This is a genomic window from Tenacibaculum sp. Cn5-46, assembly GCF_022347705.1.
Lineage (GTDB): Bacteria > Bacteroidota > Bacteroidia > Flavobacteriales > Flavobacteriaceae > Polaribacter > Polaribacter aiptasiae.
The window spans coordinates 222,454-239,463 of the sequence record NZ_JAKRGD010000007.1 but is presented as its reverse complement, the minus strand read 5'-3'; the positions used below and the strand labels follow the sequence as shown (position 1 = coordinate 239,463).

Genomic DNA, 17,010 nt, shown 5'->3' with positions numbered 1-17,010 from the left:
CTAGATATGAATAAGTATATCAATTTAGGAAAAACGGGTTTAAAAGTATCAAGAATAGCTTTTGGAGCTGGAACTTTTGGAAATGTTTGGGGAGATGGTTGGAGTATTTCTAAAGATGAAGCTAGATGTATTTTCAATACCTATTTAGATTCTGGAATGAATTTTATTGATACTGCAAATGTTTATCAGGCAGGAGAAAGTGAAAAGTGGGTAGGTGAATTACTCAAAGAAAGAGGAGGTAGAGAAAAAGTTGTAATTTCTACTAAATACACAATGAGTATGGATGCTAACAATCCTCTAAGTGGGGGTAACGGTAAAGGACAGATGATTCGTGAAGTAGAAGAATCTTTAAAGCGACTTCAGACTGATTATATAGACATATTATATTTACATCATTGGGATACCAATACACCTGTTGAAGAGGTGATGAAAGCATTAGATACTATTGTTCAATCAGGAAAGGTAAGATATGTTGGGTTTAGTAATTTTCCAGCTTGGTATCTAGGAAAAGCAGAAGTACTAGCTAGATGGCATGGTTGGGAACAACCAGCAGCAATACAAATGGAGTATAATATGCTAGAGAGAACAATAGAGCGTGAATTTACTACTTATGCAAAAGAATCAGGCATAGGAATTTTTGCATGGAGTCCTTTAGCAAATGGTTTGTTAACTGGACGCTATGAATTTGACTTGAAAAAAAGAGAAATCATGGGTTCTGGTAGAGTAACGAAGAATTTTGTAACTGATCCCTTTATAGATCCATTTTCAGAACAATCACAACATACCATTAACACACTTAAACAAGTAGCGGAAGAGTTAAATTACACTCCAGCACAAATAGCTACTGCTTGGATTTTACATCAGCCTAATATTTCAGGTTTAGTTGCTGGTGCATCCAAAGTAAATCAGATTAAACAAAGTATTGAAGCTTTAGAAATTAATATTCCAAAAGAACAATTAATCAGATTGAACGAAGTATCGAAACCAGCATTATCAAATCCATATAGTTTTCATTCTGGAGCTATTCAAAATGCAATTCATGGAAATGTAGTAATTGGTAAATAAAAAAATATTAATTATTTAGTCATAAAAACAGTTTGGATAATAATTCAAACTGTTTTTTTTGATGTTTATTAATATAGTTTATAAAAATTAACAATCTACTTTTTAAGTATATTCGCTCTATACTAAATAGTAGATTGAAGTAGTTTAAATAAATTGTTACATGAATATAAGACAAGAAAGAATAACCGATTTTAAAGAAGTTTTCAGTTTAATAAAAGAAGCCTTTAAAGACGAACAGTTTAGTGATCATAAAGAACAGTTTTTAGTAGAAAGATTAAGAAAATCAGAAGCTTTTATACCTGAATTATCTTTAGTTGCAGAAGTAGATGGAAAAATTGTTGGGCATATTTTAATTACCAAGTTAAAAATTAAAAATGCTCTGAATGAATTTGAATCTTTAGCATTAGCACCAGTTTCAGTATTACCAACATATCAAAAGAGAGGAATAGGTGGGAAACTAATTATTGAAGCACATCAAAAAGCAACAGGTTTAGGATATAAATCAATTGTTTTATTAGGACACGAAAATTATTATCCACGATTCGGATACAAGCAGGCGAGTGAATATGGTATTGAGTTACCATTTGAAGTTCCAAAAGAAAATTGTATGGTAATTGAGTTAGTAGAAGATGGATTGAAAGGTGTTAGTGGAACTGTTGAATATCCAAAAGAATTTAATGAATAATGAAATTTATTACCCGTCCTACATTGTCAACAACAGAAAAGCTTGAGATTTTTGAATTATGGAATAATGAATATCCAGAAAAACTGTCCTATGCTACTATAGATGAGTTTGACCAATATCTTCAAAATTTGTTAGACCAATCTCACATACTTTTGGTTGATCAAAATGAAAAAATTAGAGGTTGGTATTTTGATTTTGAACGTGATAATGAAAGATGGTTTGCTATAATTTTAGATTCAAGTGTTCATGGACATGGTTTCGGAACTAAAATATTAGATTTAGCCAAACAAAAGGAGAAAGAGTTAAACGGATGGGTAATAGATCATAATTTGGATAAAAAGAAGAATGGTGATTTGTATAATTCACCTTTAAATTTTTACCTTAAAAATGGATTTAAAAAATTAGCTGAAAATAGACTGGAACTGGAAAAGATTTCTGCTGTACAAATAAAATGGTCAAGGATAAATTAACATACTTTTTGAATGAAAAATTTTGAAGAACGATTAAAAGGAGGGCATTCAAATTCTTTGGGGAATACGGTTGAAATTGTAGAGGAAGTTTTAGCTGAAAACGAACTTTTTAATGAATTATTCAATTGTTATCACAGTAATGATGAAGTTGTTCGATTGCGTACTTCAAATGCAATGAAAAGGATTTGTAAGGTAAAAAAGATACTCTTAATTCCTTACATCGATTTGTTTTTAACCGAGATAGCTCAAATAGATCAAGCGTCAACTCAATGGACTTTAGCGCAATTGTTTGAAGTATTAGAAGCGGATATGAATGATAAACAAATTGAACAGGCAAAGAGTATTATGAAAAGAAATCTTGCTAGTCATAACGATTGGATAGTTCTTAATCAAACAATGGTTACATTAACAAAATGGTCAATAATTGATAGAGAGTTAAAAGAATGGTTATTTCCGCACTTGCTAAGGTTAACATCAGATAAAAGAAAGTCTGTTGCTGGAAGAGCAGAAAAGATGATTGATAAATTAAAAGGATAAAAGATAACAATGATAAGAAAAGCCACAGAAAAAGATGTTGATCAAATTTGGGAGATTTTTCAAGCTGTCATAAAAACAGAAGACACCTATGTTTTTTCACCAAAAACGCCTAAAACCGATTTACAAAAGCACTGGTTTGCAAGTTATATGCATACATACGTATTTGAAGAAGAAGGCCAAATTCTAGGAACTTATATTGTAAAACCTAATCAGATTGATTTAGGAAGTCATATTTCCAATGCAAGTTATATGGTTTCTCCAAAAGCTCAAGGAAAAGGTATTGGTAAAAAATTGTGTGAGCATTCTCTAAAATTAGCCAAAGACCTAGGTTTTATTGGAATGCAGTTTAATATTGTAGTGAGTACCAATAAAGGAGCAGTTGCTCTTTGGAAGAAGTTTGGTTTTGAAGTTATAGGTACAACTCCCAAAGCATTCAAGCATAAAACACTAGGGCTTGTAGATGCTTATATTATGTATAAAGAATTATAAAATAAATTCAACATTAATAAACTTATTTAAGAGGCAAATTAAATAAGTATGATAACAATTAGTTTTTAATATGTCAGAAGAAGAAAAAAACGAATTTAATAAAGTATTAAATAGAGGGCAAATATTTGTCAATTTTCCAGTAATGTTTGTAATGATTGGGTTAATGTGGTTGACAAATTACTCCTATGAATCTAAATTAATATCAGGTCAATTAGCAATTATTGGATTCATAATACCTATTATTTTGGGTTGGTTAATGTGGTCATTTTTAATTGTAAAATGGAGAATATGGGCATTTGAAAGAGTAGATGAAAAGTATTATGAAGATTTGAAAGATGAAGCGATAAAATTAAAATTAATTTGGGCTGATGGACATATATTTGAGAAAACTGAAATACGTAATGCAAAAGAAAGAGCAAGAATTAAAGAAATAAATGATAAAATAGAAGAGTTAAATAACACAAAAAAATAAGCAAATAGAATTGGCTTAAAAGAGGTAAAATAAGATTAAAATAAAGCTAAAATTGCATAAATCTTAATTAATAAAATTAGTACATTTGACTACTTATTTAACAACATAGCAAGATGCGAAAAGATCATCAAATATTTGATTTAATTCAAGAAGAAAAAGAACGTCAACTACATGGTTTAGAGTTGATAGCTTCTGAAAATTTTGTAAGTGAGCAAGTAATGGAAGCTCAAGGTTCTATTTTAACCAATAAATATGCTGAAGGATACCCTGGTAAACGTTACTATGGAGGATGTGAAGTTGTAGATGTTGTAGAGCAAATAGCGATTGATAGAGCTAAACAGTTATTTGGAGCTGAATATGTAAACGTTCAACCACATTCTGGTTCTCAGGCAAATACAGCTGTTTTTGCTGCTTGTTTAAAGCCAGGTGATACTATTTTAGGTTTCGATTTATCTCATGGAGGACACTTAACACACGGTTCGCCAGTAAACTTCTCTGGAAAATTATACAATCCAGTGTTTTATGGAGTAGATAAAGCTACAGGTATTATTGATTATGATCATTTAGAGCAACAGGCTAAAGAGCACAAGCCAAAGTTAATTATTGCTGGAGCTTCTGCTTATTCTCGTGATATCGATTTTAAAAAGTTTAGAGAAGTAGCTGATAGTGTTGGTGCTATTTTAATGGCAGATATTTCACACCCAGCTGGATTAATTGCTAAAGGTATTTTATCGGATCCATTACCTCATTGTCATATTGTAACAACAACTACGCATAAAACATTACGTGGACCTCGTGGAGGAATGATTATGATTGGAAAAGACTTTGAAAATCCATTTGGATTAAAATTAAAGTCAGGGAAATTAAAGAAGATGTCAACATTGATAAATTCAGCAGTTTTCCCAGGAAACCAAGGTGGACCATTAGAGCACGTTATTGCTGCTAAAGCAGTTGCTTTTGGTGAAGCTTTAACTGATGAGTTCTTAGAATATCAATTACAAGTAAAAGAAAATGCACAAGCAATGGCTAAGGCATTTGTAGCTAAAGGGTACGATATTATTTCTGGAGGAACTGATAACCACTGTATGTTAATTGATTTACGTAACAAAGACATTACAGGAAAAGAAGCTGAAGAAGCTTTAGGTAAGGCTGAAATTACAGTAAATAAAAACATGGTGCCATTTGATACTCAAAGCCCATTTGTAACTTCAGGAATCCGTGTTGGTACTGCTGCTGTAACTACAAGAGGATTAGTTGAGTCTGATATGGAAACTGTAGTAGACTTAATTGATGAAGCATTAATGAACGCTGGAAACGACGAAGCTTTAGAGCAAATAGGAGAGAAGGTATACGATTTAATGCACGACAAGAGATTATTTGTAATGTAGAAATATATTCTTATAGATATAAAAAAAAGCGACCATTTGGTCGCTTTTTTTATTCATTATCTTCAGCTCTTTCTATAATAGTTTGTGGTAAAGCCTTTTTAGCTTTAGCTCCCATTTTCTTTAGCTTTTCTACACTAGTTATTAGATTTCCTCTTCCATCTACTAATTTATTCATGGCAGCGGTATAATCTGCTTTGGTACCATCTATTTTCTTACCAATACTGATTAAATCTTTTAATAATCCTTCAAACTTATCGTATAAAGCACCAGCTTGCCTGGCAATTTCAATAGCATTACGTTGTTGCTTTTCGTTATTCCACATAGTATCAATAGTACGTAAAGTGGCTAATAAGGTTGTTGGAGTTACAATTACAATATTTCTTTCAAATGCTTTATTATATAAAGTATTGTCAAGGTTTAAAGCTACTGCAAACGCTGGTTCTATAGGAACAAAAAGCAATACAAAATCAGGAGAAGCTATTTTATAAATATCTTCATATTTCTTGTCAGATAATTGTTCTACGTGACGTTTTAAAGAGTTTAAATGTTCTTTTAAAAAGCGTTCTTTCTCTGCTTCATCTTCAGCATTTACATATTGTTCATACGCAGTAAGCGATACTTTTGAATCGACAATCATTTTTTTATTGTCTGGTAAATGAATTACAACATCAGGTAAAATTCTTTTTCCTTCTTCATTGGTAAAACTTTGCTGAACAAAATACTCTCTATCTTTTTCTAAACCAGATTTTTCTAAAACTCTTTCTAAAACCAATTCTCCCCAGTTTCCTTGAGTTTTACTATCACCTTTCAATGCCTTAGTTAAGTTTATAGCTTCTTTACTCATTTGAGCATTGAGTTCTTTTAAACCTAATAATTGCTCTTTTAAGGCAGAATGCATAGAAATACTTTCTTTTTGAGTATCGTCTACTTTCTTTTCAAAAGTTTTAATTTTTTCCTGTAACGGATTTAAAATATTTTGAATATTTTCTTTGTTCTGAGCTGTAAATTTAGTCGACTTTTCATCTAGAATTTTGTTCGCTAAATTTTCAAATTCTTTGGTGAATTTATCTTGAAGCTTTTCAACTTCTTCTTTATTTTCGTTTAATTTTAATTGAAGGTTTTTCAGCTCTTCATTTTTTCTAGCCAATTCAATACTAGAAAACTCTTTTTCACGTCTAATTTCTTCAATTTCCTTAACTTTTTCTTCAAGGCGATTCTGAATTTCTCTTTTTTGAACCTCCATATTAGATTGGTTAATTTCTATAGCAGACATTTCTTTTTCCAAATCAGAAACCACTTGTTTTGTCTTTAATTTAGAAATTAACGTACCAATTATAAAACCTAAAATAAGGGTAAATAAAGCTACTAATATGATTATAAGAGTTGTATTCATTGAGTTTTTATAAATTTAAAAGAAAACAAATATAGCACAAGATAGGTTAAAAATGTTTGATTTTTATAAGGAAAACCGTATCATTGGCTTTTCCTTTTTAATCGATGATATCAAAATTTATATATACCAAAGTTTTAGGTTGGAAATTAGAAGGTAGTTTCCCTGAAAACCTAAAAAAATATGTAGTTATAGGAGCTCCACATACGAGTTGGAAAGATTTTCCTATTGCTATTTTGGCTAGAAATTCATGGGGTGTTCCTATTAATTTTATAGCTAAAAAATCCTTGTTTAAACCACCATTTGGATTTATTTTCAGATGGTTAGGAGGGAGGCCTGTTGATAGAACTAAAACCTCCAATAAAGTAGATGCGATTGTAGCTGTATTTAATAAACACGATGAGTTTAGATTAGCTCTTTCACCAGAAGGAACTCGCCAGAAAGTAAAAAGTTGGAAAACGGGGTTTTATTATATAGCCAAAGGAGCTAATGTACCTATTGTAATGTTCACTTTCGATTTTGAAAACAAAACTGTGAAAGTTTCTGAACCTTATTATACTACTGACGATATGGACAAAGACTTTAAACATTTTTACAATTATTACAGAAATGTTAAAGGTGCAATACCTGAGTTATTTGTGGTTCCAGACGAGGTTGAATAACAAAATACTTTACAACATAAAAAAGGTTCTGATTAATACATCAGAACCTTTTTATTTTAAGTCATTATTTTAATTTCTAATCTCTGTTAATTTTGCCGATAATTCATCTTTCATAGCGCTATTTGCAGCACTCAAAGGCAGCTGATTAGCATTCATAAAATTTGTATTTTCAAAAGGATCGCTTGCTAAATTGAATAAGGCTTCGCTACCATCGTTGTATAAAATATATTTATGAGTAGCATTTCTAATAGTGTAGTCTACAGTACCATCGTCGTTTCCATCTTCTATAAACGTATAATCTCTACTATTATCATTGGTATTTTGAGTAAGTAAACTTTTAAAACTTCTACTATCGTGTATAGAAGAAACACTAACACCAGCAATATCGGCAATGGTTGCAAATAAATCGGTAAGATTAATCAATGCATCTTCGGTTTGATTAAATCGAGTAACACCTTTCCCGCCAATAATCATTGGTATATTGATTCCTCCTTGAAATAAGGTTCCTTTTCCTTTTTTGTATCCCTGTAATACTTGATTTGGAGTACCATTATCACCAATAAATATAATAATGGTATTATCTCTTACTTCTTGACTCATAGAGCTTAATAAACGCCCATATTCGCTATCCATAGCTTCAATCATAGCTAAATAGTACGGTAATGGATTAGCATCTATACTAGCTTGGTCTGAAGGTAAAGCTCCTTGGCTATGTAAATCATTTGGAGGTAAGTGAAAAGGTGTATGTGGCGCATTGTATGCTAACCATAAAAACCATGGTTTTGTTTGGTCTTTAACCCAGTCTATAGCTAAGTCGGTAACCTTCGTAGTTGCATATTCTGTAGATGTTTGAGTTTGCCCGTTAATGGTTAAATTCCAATTAGTATACGATTGTAAACCACCGCTTAATGGTCCTGCATAATAATCGATTCCCATATTATTAGGATGGTTGGCGTTTTTAGATAAATGCCATTTCCCAATTACGGCACTGCTATACGAATTGCTTGCATTTGATTTGATATAATCTTGTAAAGCTACTTCTGAAGTTGATAAAGGATCATCAACCTTTAAAACACCGTTTCTAATTCCGTATTTCCCAGTTATAATAGAAGCTCTGGTTGGAGAACAAGTAGGATTAGACCACGCATTATTAAATCGTACACCAGAATTAATTAAGTTTTGCAGATTCGGCATTGTTGGTTTTTGATTTCCAATACTGTATCCTGGAGTTGCATCTAAGCCCATATCATCGGCAATAACAAACAGTATATTAGGAGCGCTTCCATTTTGTGTAGGGTTTCCATCTGGATTTTCATTAACAATGGAATCAGAAGAACTACATGAAATAATAAAGAAATAAACAACAGCAAAAAATAGCATACGTTTTATGTGAGTAGTCATATCAAGGGTTTTTAATGTGTTATGTTGATTTAGACAGCTAAAAAGCTAAAAAGTTTAATTTATGGATAGTTTTTTTTTGAAATACTATCATTAGACCTTAGTTTTTTGTACCTTTTAATAAAAATAATGAAAAAATATTGGCTTTTAATTAAACTATTTTAATTTTTCTGTATCTAAAGTTAAACCAACACCCCCAAATTATGAAAGTATATTTTTCTAAACGTTTAGCTCAGTTTTTAAGCATTTCTTTATGTACATTGTTGTTTTCATGTTCTAGTAGTAGCGGTATTCATTCGGATGATCCTGACATTGGAGAAGAACCTACAATACCTTGTAATGTTTCCGAAATTTTTGGAAACGAAACAAGCAACGCTGTTTGTTTTGAAATAGATAATAATGTTAGAAAAGTATATACCAATAACTTTCCAGCGCATAGTTATGGCCCTTGGGCTGGACCTAATACTTTAGCAGCACAAGATTTTGAATACTCTATGTGTTTATATCCAGAATTAACTTCAACAATTACAGAAATTAAAGAAGATCCTAGTTCGCAAGCTTGTGGAGGAGGAATTATTTTTGGGGTGTCAAATCAAGGGATAAATTACTCTCCTTTTGCTAGATTATACTGGGTTAATCCGAACACACAAGAAGAAAATTTAAATTGGCATGTTGAAGCTGATTTTACATTGGCAATGGATTCAAATGGGGGACATGTAAATAATGTAAGTAGGTATCATTATCATAATATACCCAAAGATTATTTTACCAATGATTTAAAAATTGATGGAACTCAACATTCTCCTATTTTAGGTTATGCTGCAGATGGTTTTCCTATTTATTATAAGTATTTGTATACAGATGCCACTACAACGGCTTCTAATCCAACTGTTTCAGCATTTACTAGCGGATACTCATTAAAGCAAGGAAATCGTCCTGGAGATGGTATTACGGCTCCTGATGGCGCTTACGATGGAACTTATATTGAAGATTACGAGTATACTGGTGCCGATTTAGATGAATGTGGAGGACGTTTTGCCGTAACTCCTGAATATCCAAATGGAACTTATTATTATGTGCTAACCGATAACTGGCCGTATATTCCAAGATGTTTTAAAGGAAAATACGTAGATAATTCATTTCAAATTAGTCCTGGTTGTCCTGATTCAACGGCGGCACAAGATTGTAGCACTGTTGCTGTTACTTCAATTAATGCCAATGTTTTTGAAGATTTGAAAAACAAACTGGATTCAAAATTATATGAAAAGTTAAATGATTTAGATTTTGGAAGTAGATATGCCGACGCAAAGATCAATCAGATTAAAATTTATACGACTGATGGAAGCTTAGCCTATACATCAAATTCAACAAATGAATTGAATAGCAACACAATGCACGATTTAAAGTCTTTTTATATTCAAGTTGATTTTTCAAATGGAAGTATCACCAAAAAAATTTCAGCATAATTTATGAAAGCGTTTATTCTTTTAATTAGCACTTATTTTCTTACATTTTTTCATGCTGCTGGTATAGCAGAGTACCATTATTTTATGGAGAATGACTATGTAGTTTTAAAGTTTGAAATGGACAAACACGAACTAGAACATTATCGAATTAATAAAAACTGTCAGCAAAGTAAACTGTTTGATATTTGTATTCAAGAATATTTATTATCAAAGACTGATTTACAGTTGAATAATCAAAAAGTTGATTTCGACTTTGTAGAATCGTCAACTTATAACGATCATATTATTTTTAATTTTAAATCAAAGAAAACCTATAAGAATATCACCGATTTACAAATTGATAATACCTGTTTTTACGAAGTAAATAAAAAGTTTAAAAATAGAATTCGAATTGATATAAAACAGTTCCAAAAATCATTTTTATTGACTAAAGGCAAAGGGAGTATTCAGTTATAAAACTTAAGTTTTTAAAAGCTTGTTTACGTTTATTTTATACAGTTTCCCAATTGGAATGCTATATTCTTCTATAGTTATTTTATTGCCTTCAATACTCTTAATGTGCTTTAAACCAATGGCAAAAGACTTATGTACTTGTAAAAAGTTTTCTGGAGGTAAAACTTCTAACATTTCAGAAATTTTCTCTCTTACAGTAACTGTTTGTTTTGTTGTAATTACTTTGGTATAATTTCCAGCAGCTTCAATAAATAAAATATCATCGGTTTCTACTTTGATATGACTTTTATTTTGTCGCAAAAACAACTGTTTGTTCGTTTTAGAGGTCTCATTATTAATCGTTGAAGACTGTTTAGGGCTACTTTGTGGTGTGTCAATTACCTTATTTACCGCTTTTAAAAAACGTTCAAAACTGAATGGTTTTAAGAGATAATCAACAACGTTTAGTTCGTAGCTTTCCAAAGCAAATTCACTATAAGCCGTAGTAACTATAACTTTAGGAGGATTTGACAATGTTTTTAAAAAATCGAAACCTTTTAATTTAGGCATATTCAAGTCTAAGAAAATCAAATCAACTGTATGTTCACTTAAATAGCTTAAAGCTTCAATAGCGTCGTAACAATGCTTTTTAAATTCTAAATTAGGAAGCAAATCACAATAATCTTTAATAATATCGTGTGCTATAGGTTCGTCATCAACAATAATATAGGTAATCATAATTTAGAAATATTCAATTGAGATTTGTATATATCATTGGTTTTATAAAAGGACAATGTATGTGTTTTTGGGTATACCAATGCAAGTCTACGTTTTAAATTTTGCAAACCAATGCCTCCTTTTTCTTCATTAACAACAGTTTCATCAAAATTATTTTCAATATCAAAATAAACGTTGTTTTTTTCGGCTTTCATATTGATATAAACATAAGCATTATCTCTTAAATTTTCTACTCCATGTTTAAAAGCATTCTCTAAAAGTATGATAAATAACAAGGGCATTACTTCATAATCGTTTCCTTCAATATCGTAATTAAATTGAATATCAATGTTTTTGCGGTATCGCATTTTATGAAGCTCAATATAGGTTTGTAAATAACTTATTTCTTCCGATAAAAGCACGGTTTCTTTTTGTCCGTCGTAAATACTATAACGCATCATATCAGAAAGCTTTAAAATCAGTTCTTTTGCCTTTTTAGAATCTTTATCAACTAAGCCATATAAGTTATTCAGCATGTTAAAGAAAAAATGAGGACTTACCTGACTTTTTAAATGTAACAATTCAGCATTTTTCTTCTCCTTTTTAAGACTCAAAATAGATTTTATCTGTTTAAAAATCCATCTAATCAATAAAAAGAAGAGGAGTAAGAAATAAAAAAAACTAAAAGTTACAAAAGGCTCACTGCTTCCAAAAGCATCATTAAATATCAGAATAATGACTGCTATAAAGATTAATATAAACCAAGAAAGTTTTTTAGGAATTCGTTTAAACATATGGGTATTTGCGTGTAATTCAAGTTCAATATTAGACAAATTAATTGCTACCAACAAATTAGTTGACAAACAAACTTTAGGAAGTGATAAACGTTCATTTTTAAGTGATAAAGAGCCTTTATAACGCCATGAAACCTTTGTAACACCGTTTATATTCCATACATCACAAATACTTTTTTAGCGCATGGTTAGCGGTTAGGTTTGCTGTAAACAATTAAAAATTAACTACATGGAACTTATCATAGAAAACCTATCAAAAACCTATTCAAATGGCGTGCAAGCCTTGCAAAATATATCCTTAGAAATTCCAAATGGAATGTTTGGTTTGTTAGGACCAAATGGAGCGGGTAAATCTACTTTAATGCGTACGATTGCTACACTGCAAGAAGCAGACAAAGGTTCTATTAAACTAGGAAATTTAGATGTTTTAAAGCAAAAAAATGACATCCGAAAAATATTAGGTTATTTGCCCCAACAGTTTGGATTGTATCCAAAAATATCGGCAGAAGTGTTGTTAAATCATTTTGCTGTACTTAAGGGAATTACTAACAAAGGAGAACGAAAAGAAATAGTAGAAAGTCTTTTACACAAAACAAATTTATACAAGGTTAGAAAACAAAATCTTCATGGATTTTCTGGCGGAATGAAACAGCGTTTTGGTATAGCACAAGCCTTATTAAACAGCCCAAAATTATTAATAGTAGACGAGCCTACAGCGGGATTAGACCCTTTAGAACGCAATCGTTTTTATAATATTCTCAGTGAAATAGGGGAGAACACGGTGGTTATTTTATCAACTCATATTGTAGAGGATGTAAAAGAACTGTGTACCAACATGGCAATTATAAACCAAGGACAAGTATTGCTTAAAGGAAATCCAGTGCAAATTATAGATAGTTTGAAAGGAAGGGTATATGAGAAAACAATTCAGAAGGAAGAATTAAAAAGTTATAAGCAAGCTTATCATGTAATTAGCGAAAAGTTGTTTCTGGGAAAACCAATTATAAATATTCTAAGTGAAAGCAATCCGAATAACGGTTTTACACCAGTTAAGGCAAGTTTAGAGGATGTGTATTTCTCTCAAATATTTGGAGCAAATAATCAATTAAAACAAGTTGTATAATATGTGGTATGAGATATTTAAATTCGAATTAAAGTACAGAGCAAAACGTGCAGATACTTATGTGTTTTTTCTAGTACTCTTCTTGTTTTCAATGGTTGGTGTCGACTTTATTTTTCAAGGAATGGAGTTTACCACAGTTAAAAAGAACGCTCCATTGGTTATTGCCAAAACTATGGGCGCTATTACCGGAATTTTTATGATACTTGCTTCTATGATTATGGGAGTAGCTGTATTGCGCGATTTTGAATACAATATAGAATCGCTAATGTATGTAAATCCCATAAAGAAAAAAGAGTATTTGTTAGGACGCTTTTTAGGTTCATTTACCGTATTGTTTTTTGTGTTTACAGGGATTTTATTCGGAATGATTTTAGGCGAATTTATGCCATGGCATAATCCAAATGACCTGAATCCTTTTAGTGTGTCAGTTTATTTAAAACCATTTATAATTATTACGTTACCAATACTTTTATTTGGAGCCTGTTTGTTTTTTGTAACAGGAGCTTTAAGTAGAAAATTGGTGGTAGTTTATACGCAAGGAGTGGTGTTTTTTGTAGCGTTTATGCTAACAAAAGCGATAAAGAATGAGTATTTACAGGCTATTATGGATCCATTTTCCTTAACTACTTTAACCTTGCTTACCGATTCTTGGAGCATTGTAGATCGTAATGTATTTAATATTCCTTTTAGTGGAGTTTTATTGTACAACAAGCTGTTTTGGATGCTATTAGGTGCTGTTATTTTATGGTTTGGATATCGAAAATTCAGTTTTAATTTAATTCGAAATAAACGCTTAAAAAAGAAAAGTTTAGTAACAACAATTACAGAAGAGAATTCAAACTATGCGACTAAAATTCCGCAGTTTACATTTCAAAAAGAATTGCAAACAAAATGGACACAGTTTTTACATTTATCGTGGTTTTATTTTGTCAATATCTGTAAGCAGCCATCTTTTTGGGCAATTATGATTTGTGGAATGATTATCATTCTTATCAATTCGGTAAGCTTAGGAACCATTTATGGAGTTGATAGTTACCCAAAAACATATTTTATAGTAGAAGAACTTCAAGAAACCTCTTCGTACTTTTTTATCATTTTATTAGTGTTCTATTCAGGAGAAATAATTTGGAAAGAGAGAGGCGCAAATGTAAACCTGATATACGATGCAACACCAATTTCAAACTTTATTAGTTTATTGAGTAAATATGTGGGGTTATTACTGATTTATATGGTGTTAATAGCTACGTTGATATTCACAGGAATCATTTTTCAAACCCTAAATGGTTATTATGATTATGAGTTGGAAGTTTACTTTTATGGATTCTTTTTAGAAGTATTGCCATTTTTAGCCTTGTACACTTGTATAGCCATCTTTGCGCAGGTAGTAACCAACCGTAAGTTTGTAGGAATCTTAGCAGTACTGTTATTTTTTATGTTCAATATAGCCTTGGCAGTTATGGGCTACGACCATGATTTGTATTGGTTTGGAGGAAGTTCTTTAGGAAAATATTCCGATATGAATGGCTATGGACACCTTTTAAAACCTTATTTATACATTAAAACCTATTGGTTTTTAGTTGGATTCTTGCTACTTATTTTAGGAGCTATACTTTCGGTAAGAGGAACAGAAAACAGTCTTAAAAAACGATGGAGTAGTGGTAAGTACAGTATGAGTAAGCGCTTAAAAACCTTTACAATTGTAGTATTTTGTTCGTTTTTAGGGCTAGGAACCTATATTTTTTATAATACAAATGTTTTAAACAAGTACTGGACAAATACAGAAGAAATAGCCTTTAAAGCTTCTTATGAAAAGGAATTAAAGAAGTTTGAATATATCAAACAGCCCAAAATTACTAGCGTTAATTTACAGGTTGAATTGTATCCTGAAAAGCAAAATTATACAGCAAAAGGAAGTTATATACTGAAGAATACCAGTGAGACACCAATTGACAAAATTCATGTTCAAAAGAAGATTGAAGACTATGTTTCGCTTAAAAATGTCATTTTTGAAGGAGGCGCTAGGGTAGACAAACGTTATCAAAAATACGATTATAGTATTTACCAATTAAACAAGACGTTACAGCCTGGTGACTCTATTAAAATGAGTTTTGTACAAGAATATACGAGTCAAGGTTTTGAGATGAAAAGCAGCAATCAAAGCATTGTGCACAATGGTACATTTTTTAACAATAATAGCTTTCCAACCTTAGGATATAATAGAAAGTATGAGCTTAGAAATACAAACGATAGAGCAGAATTCGACTTGCCAAAGCGATTGAATAAAGCTAGGAGGGAAGATGCCAACGAATTGGAAAATGCACGTTCTGGAAGCGATTCTGATGGAATACAGCTTGAAATTGTTATTGGAACTAACAAAAATCAAACAGCGGTAGCTCCAGGAAATTTGGTAAAGCAATGGAAATCAAACAATCGAAATTATTTTCATTATAAAACTGCCATTCCAATTATTAATTTTTATTCAATAGTATCGGCAGAATATGAATTAGCAAAAGATACTTGGGTAGCACCAAAAACTAAAAACTTAGTTGAATTAGAAGTGTATTATCATAAAGGACACGAATACAACGTACAACGTATGATGGATGCTATGAAAAAGTCTTTTGATTATTATAGCACACATTTTAGTCCATATCAATACAATCATATGCGTATTACAGAGTTTCCACGTTATGCACAGTTTGCACAGTCGTTTCCTGGAACGGTGCCATTTTCTGAAGCGATGGGATTTGTATTAAATATTGATGATGGAAAAGATGTAGACATGGCGTTTTTTATAACAGCTCACGAGTTGGCACATCAATGGTTTGGTATGCAAGTAGAGGCTGCGAATGTACAAGGACAGCATTTTATTTTAGAAACTTTATCGCAATATGCAGCTTTAATGGTGCTTAAAAAACATTTTTCTAAAGAGAAAGTAGCACAGTTTTTAGAATTACAACAAACAGATTATAAAGAGGGATTACGTAAAGAATCAAAGCAAGAACCTTCGTTAGCATTGGTTGAAAATCAGTCGTATGTATACTATGCAAAAGGAGCAATTAACATGTATAAATTGCAAGAAGCAATAGGAGAAGACCGTGTAAATAGGGCGTTAAAAGCGTTTATAGCAGACTGGCATAGTCAGCATGGAAAGCTAAAAACAGCCACCAAACGATATGCAACAAGCAAAGATTTGCTAACATACCTTAAAAATGTAACACCAGAAAGCAAGCAAGAGCTTATAAATGAGTTATTTAAATAGTGAAATATTATTATAAAAAGGAGTTTTTACAAATTCCTTTTTATAGTTTTATCTATAATTAATTGATATTCAACGAGTAAAACTGACCATTGAACGATTAATTTCCCAAATAGCTGATAATTTTCATAATATAAAGTATAAAATTTAGATATATGAAAACGCAGCCAACACCAATCAAATTTATCAAAGCTTACGGAAATCAGTACGAAATAAAGTTTCCGAATTTAAAAAAGCCTCTAACAGTAACACGTTATTATTACGAACGTTTGGTTAACAGTCCTGAAGAGTTTACGTTCATTTAATCTTCAGGACTAGAGGTGTTTATTTATATGATTGATTTCTATGAGAAAATATGAATAGGGCTGTTTTACAAATATTCTATTTAACATAATATAAATTATAGTACACTTTTAATATTGGATTATCCAGTGGATGATTCAATATTAAAACCATATTTAGTTATATGTTAGCCTTATTTTCAAATAAAGGATTCTCAGCGATTGAAAATTGTCGGTGCTAATCAATTACTGTATAAAAATTTGGAAACAATTAACGGTTCGTTACGCTATATTATTGGATAAAGTATTGAGAGCTTTCTAAATCTAAGTCTAAATCTAAAGTAATTTCTGTAACAGTATTTTCGTAGAAACCGACATTGTT

18 protein-coding genes are annotated in these 17,010 nt (G+C 31.1%); 14 read left to right on the top strand and 4 right to left on the bottom strand.

The annotated features are described in order from the left end of the window. The first annotated feature begins 6 nt into the window (after window positions 1–6). The 7 genes from MHN29_RS15300 to glyA all read left to right on the top strand — a co-directional run bounded on the left by MHN29_RS15300 (window position 7) and on the right by glyA (window position 5,106). Complete coding sequence (locus MHN29_RS15300; RefSeq protein WP_235275418.1) at window positions 7–1,065, top strand: aldo/keto reductase; 1,059 nt, start codon at window positions 7–9, stop codon at window positions 1,063–1,065. A gap of 160 nt (window positions 1,066–1,225) precedes the next feature. Beyond that, complete coding sequence (locus MHN29_RS15295) at window positions 1,226–1,750, top strand: GNAT family N-acetyltransferase (protein WP_235275417.1); 525 nt, start codon at window positions 1,226–1,228, stop codon at window positions 1,748–1,750. Continuing rightward, window positions 1,750–2,220, top strand: a complete 471-nt coding sequence (locus MHN29_RS15290; protein ID WP_235275416.1) for a GNAT family N-acetyltransferase — start codon at window positions 1,750–1,752, stop codon at window positions 2,218–2,220. The genes MHN29_RS15295 and MHN29_RS15290 overlap by 1 nt, the downstream gene beginning before the upstream one ends. 12 nt (window positions 2,221–2,232) lie before the next feature. Continuing rightward, entirely contained in the window at window positions 2,233–2,757 is a 525-nt protein-coding gene (locus tag MHN29_RS15285) for a hypothetical protein (protein WP_235275415.1), read from the top strand. Between the two features lie 9 nt (window positions 2,758–2,766). After that, on the top strand, window positions 2,767–3,246 hold the full coding sequence (locus MHN29_RS15280) for a GNAT family N-acetyltransferase (RefSeq protein ID WP_235275414.1): 480 nt from the start codon (window positions 2,767–2,769) through the stop codon (window positions 3,244–3,246). Window positions 3,247–3,316: 70 nt separating this feature from the next. Next, window positions 3,317–3,718, top strand: a complete 402-nt coding sequence (locus MHN29_RS15275) for a hypothetical protein (protein WP_235275413.1) — start codon at window positions 3,317–3,319, stop codon at window positions 3,716–3,718. 113 nt (window positions 3,719–3,831) lie between these two features. Continuing rightward, window positions 3,832–5,106 carry a serine hydroxymethyltransferase gene (gene glyA / locus MHN29_RS15270; RefSeq protein ID WP_150898701.1) on the top strand — a complete coding sequence of 425 codons (1,275 nt, stop codon included), beginning with the start codon at window positions 3,832–3,834 and terminating at the stop codon, window positions 5,104–5,106. Window positions 5,107–5,155: 49 nt separating this feature from the next. Here glyA and rmuC read toward each other — a convergent pair whose 3' ends face one another. Further along, window positions 5,156–6,499: a DNA recombination protein RmuC gene (gene rmuC / locus MHN29_RS15265; protein ID WP_150898700.1), complete on the bottom strand. Its 1,344-nt coding sequence runs from the start codon at window positions 6,497–6,499 to the stop codon at window positions 5,156–5,158. Window positions 6,500–6,603: 104 nt separating this feature from the next. On the opposite strand from rmuC, the gene MHN29_RS15260 reads away from it, so the two are divergent. Continuing rightward, window positions 6,604–7,158, top strand: a complete 555-nt coding sequence (locus tag MHN29_RS15260; protein WP_235275412.1) for a 1-acyl-sn-glycerol-3-phosphate acyltransferase — start codon at window positions 6,604–6,606, stop codon at window positions 7,156–7,158. Between the two features lie 69 nt (window positions 7,159–7,227). Here MHN29_RS15260 and MHN29_RS15255 read toward each other — a convergent pair whose 3' ends face one another. Further along, the gene (locus MHN29_RS15255; protein WP_235275411.1) at window positions 7,228–8,559 is read right to left on the bottom strand and encodes a sulfatase-like hydrolase/transferase; all 1,332 of its coding nucleotides are present in this window, start codon (window positions 8,557–8,559) and stop codon (window positions 7,228–7,230) included. A gap of 200 nt (window positions 8,560–8,759) precedes the next feature. On the opposite strand from MHN29_RS15255, the gene MHN29_RS15250 reads away from it, so the two are divergent. Then, complete coding sequence (locus tag MHN29_RS15250; RefSeq protein ID WP_235275410.1) at window positions 8,760–10,022, top strand: YHYH protein; 1,263 nt, start codon at window positions 8,760–8,762, stop codon at window positions 10,020–10,022. Window positions 10,023–10,025: 3 nt separating this feature from the next. After that, on the top strand, window positions 10,026–10,478 hold the full coding sequence (locus MHN29_RS15245; RefSeq protein ID WP_235275409.1) for a DUF6702 family protein: 453 nt from the start codon (window positions 10,026–10,028) through the stop codon (window positions 10,476–10,478). A gap of 3 nt (window positions 10,479–10,481) precedes the next feature. Here the strand turns inward: MHN29_RS15245 and MHN29_RS15240 are convergent, their stop codons facing one another. Beyond that, window positions 10,482–11,192, bottom strand: a complete 711-nt coding sequence (locus tag MHN29_RS15240) for a LytTR family DNA-binding domain-containing protein (protein WP_235275408.1) — start codon at window positions 11,190–11,192, stop codon at window positions 10,482–10,484. Beyond that, complete coding sequence (locus tag MHN29_RS15235) at window positions 11,189–11,785, bottom strand: sensor histidine kinase (RefSeq protein ID WP_235275407.1); 597 nt, start codon at window positions 11,783–11,785, stop codon at window positions 11,189–11,191. The genes MHN29_RS15240 and MHN29_RS15235 overlap by 4 nt, the downstream gene beginning before the upstream one ends. A gap of 121 nt (window positions 11,786–11,906) precedes the next feature. Here MHN29_RS15235 and MHN29_RS15230 point away from each other — a divergent pair, with 121 nt between their 5' ends. From MHN29_RS15230 to MHN29_RS15215, 4 genes are all read left to right on the top strand, one after another. After that, window positions 11,907–12,089, top strand: coding sequence for a hypothetical protein (locus MHN29_RS15230; protein ID WP_235275406.1), 183 nt, complete (start codon window positions 11,907–11,909; stop codon window positions 12,087–12,089). 105 nt (window positions 12,090–12,194) lie between these two features. Then, the gene (locus tag MHN29_RS15225; RefSeq protein ID WP_235275405.1) at window positions 12,195–13,088 is read left to right on the top strand and encodes an ABC transporter ATP-binding protein; all 894 of its coding nucleotides are present in this window, start codon (window positions 12,195–12,197) and stop codon (window positions 13,086–13,088) included. A gap of 1 nt (window position 13,089) precedes the next feature. Next, window positions 13,090–16,350 carry a M1 family aminopeptidase gene (locus MHN29_RS15220; RefSeq protein WP_235275404.1) on the top strand — a complete coding sequence of 1,087 codons (3,261 nt, stop codon included), beginning with the start codon at window positions 13,090–13,092 and terminating at the stop codon, window positions 16,348–16,350. A 152-nt stretch (window positions 16,351–16,502) separates the two neighbouring features. Beyond that, entirely contained in the window at window positions 16,503–16,652 is a 150-nt protein-coding gene (locus tag MHN29_RS15215) for a hypothetical protein (RefSeq protein ID WP_235275403.1), read from the top strand. The last annotated feature ends 358 nt before the right edge of the window (window positions 16,653–17,010 follow it).

What these genes read in the sequence shown, in the direction of transcription:
- MHN29_RS15300 (WP_235275418.1), top strand. Translation starts at nt 7, where the DNA reads ATGAATAAGTATATCAATTTAGGAAAAACGGGTTTAAAAGTATCAAGA.
- MHN29_RS15295 (WP_235275417.1), top strand. Translation starts at nt 1,226, where the DNA reads ATGAATATAAGACAAGAAAGAATAACCGATTTTAAAGAAGTTTTCAGT.
- MHN29_RS15290 (WP_235275416.1), top strand. Translation starts at nt 1,750, where the DNA reads ATGAAATTTATTACCCGTCCTACATTGTCAACAACAGAAAAGCTTGAG.
- MHN29_RS15285 (WP_235275415.1), top strand. Translation starts at nt 2,233, where the DNA reads ATGAAAAATTTTGAAGAACGATTAAAAGGAGGGCATTCAAATTCTTTG.
- MHN29_RS15280 (WP_235275414.1), top strand. Translation starts at nt 2,767, where the DNA reads ATGATAAGAAAAGCCACAGAAAAAGATGTTGATCAAATTTGGGAGATT.
- MHN29_RS15275 (WP_235275413.1), top strand. Translation starts at nt 3,317, where the DNA reads ATGTCAGAAGAAGAAAAAAACGAATTTAATAAAGTATTAAATAGAGGG.
- glyA (WP_150898701.1), top strand. Translation starts at nt 3,832, where the DNA reads ATGCGAAAAGATCATCAAATATTTGATTTAATTCAAGAAGAAAAAGAA.
- rmuC (WP_150898700.1), bottom strand. Translation starts at nt 6,499, where the DNA reads ATGAATACAACTCTTATAATCATATTAGTAGCTTTATTTACCCTTATT.
- MHN29_RS15260 (WP_235275412.1), top strand. Translation starts at nt 6,604, where the DNA reads ATGATATCAAAATTTATATATACCAAAGTTTTAGGTTGGAAATTAGAA.
- MHN29_RS15255 (WP_235275411.1), bottom strand. Translation starts at nt 8,559, where the DNA reads ATGACTACTCACATAAAACGTATGCTATTTTTTGCTGTTGTTTATTTC.
- MHN29_RS15250 (WP_235275410.1), top strand. Translation starts at nt 8,760, where the DNA reads ATGAAAGTATATTTTTCTAAACGTTTAGCTCAGTTTTTAAGCATTTCT.
- MHN29_RS15245 (WP_235275409.1), top strand. Translation starts at nt 10,026, where the DNA reads ATGAAAGCGTTTATTCTTTTAATTAGCACTTATTTTCTTACATTTTTT.
- MHN29_RS15240 (WP_235275408.1), bottom strand. Translation starts at nt 11,192, where the DNA reads ATGATTACCTATATTATTGTTGATGACGAACCTATAGCACACGATATT.
- MHN29_RS15230 (WP_235275406.1), top strand. Translation starts at nt 11,907, where the DNA reads ATGACTGCTATAAAGATTAATATAAACCAAGAAAGTTTTTTAGGAATT.
- MHN29_RS15225 (WP_235275405.1), top strand. Translation starts at nt 12,195, where the DNA reads ATGGAACTTATCATAGAAAACCTATCAAAAACCTATTCAAATGGCGTG.
- MHN29_RS15220 (WP_235275404.1), top strand. Translation starts at nt 13,090, where the DNA reads ATGTGGTATGAGATATTTAAATTCGAATTAAAGTACAGAGCAAAACGT.
- MHN29_RS15215 (WP_235275403.1), top strand. Translation starts at nt 16,503, where the DNA reads ATGAAAACGCAGCCAACACCAATCAAATTTATCAAAGCTTACGGAAAT.